The organism is Planktosalinus sp., from assembly GCF_059864935.1.
Genome location: NZ_JCBCCK010000458.1, coordinates 1 through 8,608, shown reverse-complemented (window position 1 = coordinate 8,608; position 8,608 = coordinate 1). Strand labels below are relative to the sequence as shown.

Below are 8,608 nucleotides of genomic sequence, written 5' to 3'. Positions count from 1 at the left end.
AAACCCGGTTGTTTCAATAGATTTTGTTGGTGGAGATACCAACAACGATGGAAACTTAGACACTGATGAAGTTTGGATTTATACAGCAACTTATACAATTACCCAAACCGATTTGGATTTAGGTGAGGTAATCAATCAAGCATTTGTATATGGGCTTGTATTTGATTCAATCAGTGTGAGTGATGTTTCTGGAACTACTATCGATAATGATAACCCTACTATTATTGACTTGTGTCAGGAAATGGGAATAGCTTTAGAAAAAATTGGAGTATTTGATGATAACAATGGAGATGGAGCTGCTCAGGTTGGAGAGACAATCACCTATAGTTTTATTGTTTACAATACCGGTTCAGTAACCTTATATAATATAACCATTGATGATCCGCTAGTACCGGTTCAGGGAGAGCCAATTGCAATGCTTGCTCCGGGTGAAAGTGACAGCACAACTTTTACGGCTGTTTATGTAATCACACAAGAAGATATGGATGCCGGTGAAGTGGTCAATCAGGCTACAGTTTTTGCAGAAGATATAAATGGAAATACGATAGAAGATTTATCTGATGATCCAAACGACCCCACAAATATTGATATTAACGGAAACGGTAATCCTGATGATCCAACTGTAGTTGTTTTACCACAGGTGGGAGCAGCATGTATATTTCTAATTAACAATTATGTTACTCCAAACAATGATGGCAGAAATGACTCCTTCATTATAGATTGTATTGAAGATTTCCCAAACAATAATGTTCAAATATTTAACAGATGGGGTGTTCTTGTATTTGAAACAGATGGATATCGCAATGACACAAATGACTTTAGAGGAGTTTCTGAAGGTCGCGTTACTGTTAAGCAAGGTGATTTACTTCCAACAGGAACCTATTTTTATATAGTTAGATTCTTTGGTGAAGAAACCCCACCACAGAGTTCATATTCAGGATATTTATACTTAAACAGATAAAATAAAAAAGAAACCATTGGGGTGTTGCAAAACACCCCAGTGAAACTCATTTAAAAAATACAACAATGAAAAAAAGTTATGTAATCTTAATTTCTCTAACACTTTTGCTGGTTAGCTTAATTAGTAATGCCCAACAGGATCCTCAGTACACTCAGTATATGTATAACACTCAAGTGGTCAATCCGGGTTATGCGGGATCTATGGAAGCATTAAGTTTAGGTCTGTTATACCGCTCTCAATGGGTGGGTCTTGACGGGGCTCCAAAAACCTTTACTTTTACTGGTCACACGCCTGTTGGATATAGTAATGTTGGTTTAGGGCTTTCATTGGTTAGAGACGAAATCGGCCCATCGGAGGAAACATATGCCAATATTGATTTTTCATATACACTTCAAACTTCAGAAACAGGAAAGTTAGCATTTGGTCTTAAAACCGGTGCCAGCTTCTTAAATATTGATTTCTCACAATTAACAATTGCTGACCCTAACGATATTCCTGAGAACAACGTAGACAGTAAGGTGAATTTTCAATTGGGAGCCGGTTTGTATTATTACACAGACAAGTTTTATGCAGGTTTATCAGTTCCGAACTTTATAGAGTCAAAACATTTTGATGTAGCAAGCATTGAGAATTCAGAGGTAAATTCAATTGGCATAGAACGCTTGCATTATTTTTTCATTACCGGATATGTATTTGATATTTCAGAGAATGTAAAATTCAAACCAGCAGTGTTAACCAAACTTGTTACAGGTTCACCACTTCAAATAGATGGATCTGCCAACTTCTTGTTTTATGAGCGATTTACACTGGGAGCTGCATATCGTTGGAGCGCAGCCTGGAGTGCAATGGTTGGTTTTCAAATCACTGATTCACTCATGCTTGGTTTTGCTTATGACAAAGAAACAACTGACCTTGGAAGGTTCAACGACGGTTCGTATGAATTTTACCTCAGATTTGATATATTTAAAAATAACGATAGAATTCATACCCCAAGATTCTTTTAACCAAATAACAGTAGTATAGTGATGAAAACAATATATAAAATAAGTTTATTCATAGTAGTAATATTAAGTTCTAATATTATTGAAGCACAAAGAGCACAATTGAAAAAAGCCGAAAAAGCTTATGATCAGTTCGCTTACATTGATGCTCAGGAAATCTATTTAAAAGTTGTGGAGGACGGATATACTTCTGCAGAAATTTTTAAGAAGCTTGGCAACACCTACTATTTTAACAGCGACTATAAAAATGCTGCAAATTGGTATGACAGGCTCATCATTGAGTTTCCAGAAGAAACGGAACCTGAATATTATTTCAGAGCTGCTCAAGCCCTAAAAAGTACTGAAAATTATGAAAAATCAGATCGCTACATGGATGAGTTTGCAGCCCGTGGCGGTGAAAACAGAATTGTTCAAAATTATAAAAGCAATCCCGATTATTTAGATTTTATTACGTCTAAAGAATCAAGGTTTGTTATTGAAAAAGCTGAAATAAACAGTGAGTATTCAGACTTTGGGCCGTCATTTTACACCGGAAAAATTGTTTTTGCATCAGCATCAGGGCTTGGTGTTGAAGGAAGGGTAAAAACTCACGACTGGAGCAATCAGCCCTTCTTTAACCTGTATGTTGCAAATATGAGTGAAGACGGAAAACTTTCCGGTGCCACACAACTTTCAGGAGATATCAATACTAAAGTACATGAATCGTCAGCAGTTTTTTCAAAAGACGGAAAAACCATGTACTTTACCAGAAACAATTTTATAGATGGTAAAAAGGGTAGGGACAGAGACAGGAACATCCGTTTGAAAATTTATAAAGCCACTAAAGACGGTAATGACAATTGGACCAATATAGTTGAACTTCCTTTTAATAGTGACAGCTATTCGGTAGCACACCCTGCGCTTAGCATAGATGAAAAAAAGTTGTATTTCTCATCCAATATGCCGGGAACAATGGGTCAGTCTGATTTGTGGTATGTTGATATTTTAGAGGAAGATCAGTATGGAGATCCGGTTAATTTAGGAGGCGACCTAAACACCGAAGCCCGTGAATCCTTCCCGTTTATAAGCAGCGACAATGTTTTGTATTTTTCTACAGACGGCCGTGCAGGCTTGGGTGGATTGGATGTGTTTTATACACCTTTAGATGAGGACGGTATGCCTACAGAAATTAATATCATGGCAGAACCCGTAAACAGTAATATGGATGATTTTGGGTTTATCATAGATAACGAAACCAAAATTGGATTTATCTCTTCAAACAGGGGAGGCGATGCCGGAAGTATTGATGATGATATCTACAGAATACGTGAAGTTTGTGAAATAATATTGACAGGAGAAGTTACTGATGAAGAAACCGGTGAACTTTTGCCTGGTGCTCAGGTGGTATTGCTTGATAAGGACAATACTGTTTTAAATTCTGTTACCGTTGGTGCTGATGCTGTTTATAGCTTTACAGTTGATTGTGATACGAGATACTCAGTAAGAGGTTCAATGGATGATTTTGAATCAGTTGAAAAAGTAGTCAATACACCTGAAGAATCAGCAACGGTTGATTTACCACTTGAACTTAAGCGTATAGGCTGCCATCCAAATGACTTGGGTTGCCGACTTACATTACAACCCATCTACTTTGATTTTGACAAACACAATATCAGGCCTGATGCTGCAATAGAGCTGGCTAAGATCCTTGCCGCAATGCGGGAATATCCGGAGTTAATTATTCATATTGAATCACACACCGATAGCAGAGGAAGTCATGAATACAACGAGCTGCTTTCAGAAAGAAGGGCTCAGTCAACATTAAATTGGTTGATTAATCAGGGCATTAGCAAAGAAAGATTAAGCGCTAAAGGTTATGGTGAAACACGTCTTATAAACGAGTGTAGTGATGGAGTGTCTTGTAGTGAAGAAGCACACCAGCTAAACAGAAGATCAATGTTTATTATTCAAAATAAGTTTTAAGTTAAGTTGATTATTTTTTGGAAAACACCCCGGTAACTACTGGGGGTTTTTTTTTAGTTTATTAGGTCTAAACAAGAGATTCTCACAAAAATTAGAATTGTTAACTCATTAAAAATACGTATATGTACGTATATGGGAAATTTTATTTCCTACAAAAAATCTTCTCAAAAACAATAAATTTCTGTATTTCGTCGAGTAATTTATTAGTTCATCTAATAGTTTTGTGTTACTAAAACTTTAACTTTTTTTACTGCGTATCTTTGATATCCTAAAAAGCGTGTAGTTGAAACTACTACAAGTTGGTTTTGTTTAAATATTACAAATTTCAAAACTCACTTTTTAGGCTAGTTAAATTATTAAATATCTATTGAACGTTGTAAAATAGAGTAAAATTCCTACAAAAAAATACATAATATCGAAAATATTTACCAATAAACGCATAAATATAATATTACATATACATTTACAGTCGCAAATCTGTAGCATAAGAACTAAATAGAAATTGCGATTACTATTTAAAGAACTCAAACTTGATATTAAAACATAACGATAAGCATAATTCTACTTTTATTAATCAGTTTAAGAAAGCACTGCTGTTTGCGGGGGTGTTTTCATTGTTCTTCTTTGGGAATGTTCTAGGTCAAACTGTTACTCCAATTCCAGTAACAAGTCCTGAGGGTGGTTTCTCAATTGACGGAAATCTTAGGGCCAACACACCCACACAAGATATTGGCGATTGGTTCCAAAATGGACCTATACCCGGAGGGTTTGTATTGGATGTCGTAAATGGTGAACCAGCAGCAGTTAACCCCTTTACTACTTCTGTATCAAGAGATGCTTTTAATTCAAGTCTCGATGACCAGTTTTCCGGCGGACAAAAATTTGATGATAGTCCAAATACCTGGACCTGGACTTCGGGTACTGTACAAGGAAAAAACGATATACATAATGCCTTTTTTCATATAGGTCAGGAACCTGACTCGAATGGTAACCCTGGCGATCAATGGATTTTTCTTGCAGCGGACCGGCGCACTACAAATGGTACTTCCTATATTGACTTTGAATTAAATCAATTTCCAATTGTTAAAAATGCCGACGGAACTTTTACTAGTGAAGCAGCGCCAGGAGCAGGTGGCCGAACAATTAATGATATTCTTTTATCTGTAGAGTACACAAATGGGGGGAGTCAGGCAATTGTAAAATTTTATCAATGGAGTCTTATCCCTGGCGGCCATGGATGGGTAGAGAACATTAATGCAGATCAATACGGAAGGACTAACGAGATCCTGCTTACTATTCCTTATTCAGCATTTGGAGTGAACTCATACAGTCCATATCAATTTGTTGAAGCAGCAATAAATATTACAGATGTTTTTAATATTGCAGTGGGAAGCATTTGTGAGGGAATTATAGTTCAATCCTTGCTAATTAAAACGAAGACTTCGGCTTCAGCTACTGCCAATATAACTGATTTTGTAGGCCCTGTTCCGGTAAGTATAGGAATTGGAGAAGCTGAGATAGCATATGACAACGCTTGTCAAAATACAGGTACAATCCAGGTACAGTTAACTGGTGTTGAAGGTGGAACTTTTTCAGCTCCTTCAGGTTTGGTAATTGATGAACTTACCGGAGAAATAAATACCATAAACAGCACGACTGGAACCTATACTGTCACCTATACCTATGGGCCGGCTGAATGTAATAAAACAACCACCACTACAGTTACAATTTTTCCAAACCCCGCCGCACCGTTAAGCAGTGGCGACATCACCGAATGTGAGATGGACCCTATCCAGACCCTGGATGCCAATGCAGCCATCACGGTAGCCCCCGGCACGACCATCGTATGGTACGATGCAGCCACGGGCGGCAATGTGGTAACAAGCCCGACCTTGAACACGGTAGGTGTAGTGACCTATTATGCAGAAGCAGTAAGCGGGGATGACTGTTCAAGTCTGAGCAGGACTTCGGTTACTTTAACCATAAATGCTTGTTCTATAGCTTTAGTAAAAGAAGCTCAATTAAATAATAGTGGTGACTGTACTTCTGTTGGAGACACAATTACTTATACATTTAGTGTTTACAACACAGGGGATGTTCCAATTTCAAATGTTTCAATTTCTGATCCTTTGTTTGAAGCACCAAATCCGGTTGTAGCTATTACATATGTTTCAGGAGATACAAACAATGATGGATTATTAGATCCAAATGAAATTTGGTTCTATACAGTGACATATACGGTAACTCAAAACGATATTAATGCAGGTGAAGTAATTAACCAAGCTACTGTTAATGGATTAGTTTTTGGAAATGTACTTGTTTCAGATTTATCCGGACTTTCAATAAATGATGATATAGAAACAGTAATCGAATTGTGCCAGGATGCCCAGATCGCCATCGTTAAGGAAGGCATCATCGACAGTGGTGACTGTACAGCAGTGGGCGATATAATCACCTACACCTTTACGGTAACCAATGAAGGCAACGTGACCCTGAACAATGTAGTTGTTACAGATCCGCTACCCGGGTTAAGTGCCATCACCTTTGTAAGTGGTGACACCAACAACGACGGCAACCTTGATATTGATGAGATATGGGTATATACTGCGACTTACGCAGTGACCCAGGCCGACATCGATGCGGGCGAAGTAGAAAACCAGGCGACAGTAATGGCCGTGGACACCAATGGTGACCCGGTAAGCGACCTGTCCGGAACGACCATAGCTAGTGATTTCCCAACGGTAATCGAGTTGTGTCAGAATCCCAAAATAGCCATCGTTAAGGAAGGCATCATCGACAGCGGTGACTGTACAGCAGTGGGCGATATAATCACCTACACCTTTACGGTAACCAATGAAGGCAACGTGACCTTGAGCAATGTAGTTGTGACCGATCCGTTACCCGGGTTAAGTGCGATCACCTTTGTAAGTGGTGACACCAACAACGACGGCAACCTGGATGTAGATGAGATATGGGTATACACCGCGACTTACGCCGTGACCCAGTCCGACATCGATGCGGGCGAAGTAGAAAACCAGGCGACAGTAATGGCCGAGGACACCAATGGTGATCCTGTAAGCGACCAATCCGGAACAGCGATAAGCAATGACGACCCAACGGTAATCGAGTTGTGTCAGGATGCGCAGATTGCTTTAGTTAAAACCGGAACCTTTATTGGTGATGGTGACTGTGCTGAAGTAGGCGATGAGATTAACTATACTTTTACTGTAACCAATCAAGGAAATGTGGTGTTAAGCAATATTGTAGTTACTGACCCAATGTTTGAGGTGCCTAACCCGGTTGTTTCCATTGACTTTGTTGGAGGTGATGATAATGGAGACGGATTACTTGATTTAGACGAAGTTTGGGTGTTTACAGCAAATTATGTAATAACTCAAGATGACATCGATGCTGGTGAGGTAATTAATCAGGCGCTTGTTGAAGCTTTTGATCCGGATGGTGTATTGGTTGATGATTTATCAGGCACAGCCATAGGCAATGATAATCCAACCATTGTTGACTTGTGTCAGCAGATGGGTATAGCTTTAGAGAAAACAGGGGTATTTGATGACAATAATGGTGACGGTTCAGCTCAAGTTGGAGAAACAGTTACCTATGCGTTTACTGTTTACAATACAGGATCTGTAACATTATACAACATCACTATAGATGACCCACTGGTTCCTGTACAGGGTGGACCAATAGCAAGTTTAGCTCCGGGTGAGTCAGACAGTACAACATTTACTGCTGTGTATGTGATCACACAAGATGATCTTGATGCCGGTGAGGTAGTTAACCAAGCTACAGTTTTTGCAGAGGATATCAATGGAAATACAATTGAAGATTTATCTGACGATCCAAATGATCCAACCAATATCGATATCAATGGTAATGGTAACCCTGACGACCCAACTGTAGTAGTCTTACCTCAGGTCTTACCTGCTTTATTTGAGATATTCAATGGTATTACTCCAAACAATGACGGATTGAATGATCATTTCAGAATTGACGGTATTGAGAATTATCCAGACAACAATGTTCAGATTTTCAACCGTTGGGGAGTACTTGTATTCGAAAGAGACAGATACAATAACGCTGAAAATGCCTTTAGAGGAGTTTCTGAAGGAAGAGTAACAGTTAAGAAAGGTGATTTATTGCCAACAGGAACTTATTACTATATTATTAGGTTCTTTGGAGATGAAAATCCCGGTCAGAATAATTATTCAGGTTACTTATACTTAAACAGATAATTAATTTCCTGCGGTAAAAACTTTTGCCGCAGGAAAATCATTTAAAAATAAAACAATGAAAAAAAGGTATATAATAATAATCGCTTCGATTTTATTTGGTTCAGTGTTTACAAGTTCAGCACAACAGGATCCACAGTATACGCAATATATGTATAACACACAGGTTGTGAATCCGGCTTATGCAGGCTCAAGAGAAGCCATCAGTATTGGCGGTTTATACCGAAGTCAATGGGTGGGTCTTGACGGAGCACCAAAGTCTGCTACTTTAACAGTCCATTCACCAATTGGATTTAGTAATGTTGGTTTAGGATTGTCAATAGTTAGAGACGAAATTGGTCCTTCTGAAGAAACGTATGCAAATATTGATTTTTCATATACCATTGTGGGGGTTGACAATAGTGAGGAATTAATTTTTCAGATTTATCAGCTGGGTC

General features: G+C 38.5%; 5 protein-coding genes. All 5 read left to right on the top strand.

What is annotated here, in order from left to right; all coding sequences use genetic code 11:
- A partial coding sequence (locus tag AC6F75_RS13540; RefSeq protein WP_500715619.1) for a CLIPPER-2 domain-containing protein occupies positions 1-961 on the top strand: 961 nt, incomplete at its 5' end.
- 65 nt (positions 962-1,026) lie between these two features.
- Entirely contained in the window at positions 1,027-1,965 is a 939-nt protein-coding gene (locus AC6F75_RS13535) for a PorP/SprF family type IX secretion system membrane protein (protein WP_500715618.1), read from the top strand.
- Positions 1,966-1,986: 21 nt separating this feature from the next.
- Positions 1,987-3,924, top strand: coding sequence for an OmpA family protein (locus tag AC6F75_RS13530; protein ID WP_500715617.1), 1,938 nt, complete (start codon positions 1,987-1,989; stop codon positions 3,922-3,924).
- A 530-nt stretch (positions 3,925-4,454) separates the two neighbouring features.
- A complete protein-coding gene (locus AC6F75_RS13525) occupies positions 4,455-8,174 on the top strand; it encodes a CLIPPER-2 domain-containing protein (RefSeq protein ID WP_500715616.1) in 3,720 nt (1,239 codons plus the stop codon).
- A 55-nt stretch (positions 8,175-8,229) separates the two neighbouring features.
- Positions 8,230-8,608: PorP/SprF family type IX secretion system membrane protein (locus AC6F75_RS13520; RefSeq protein ID WP_500715615.1), on the top strand; the 379-nt coding region annotated here is incomplete at its 3' end.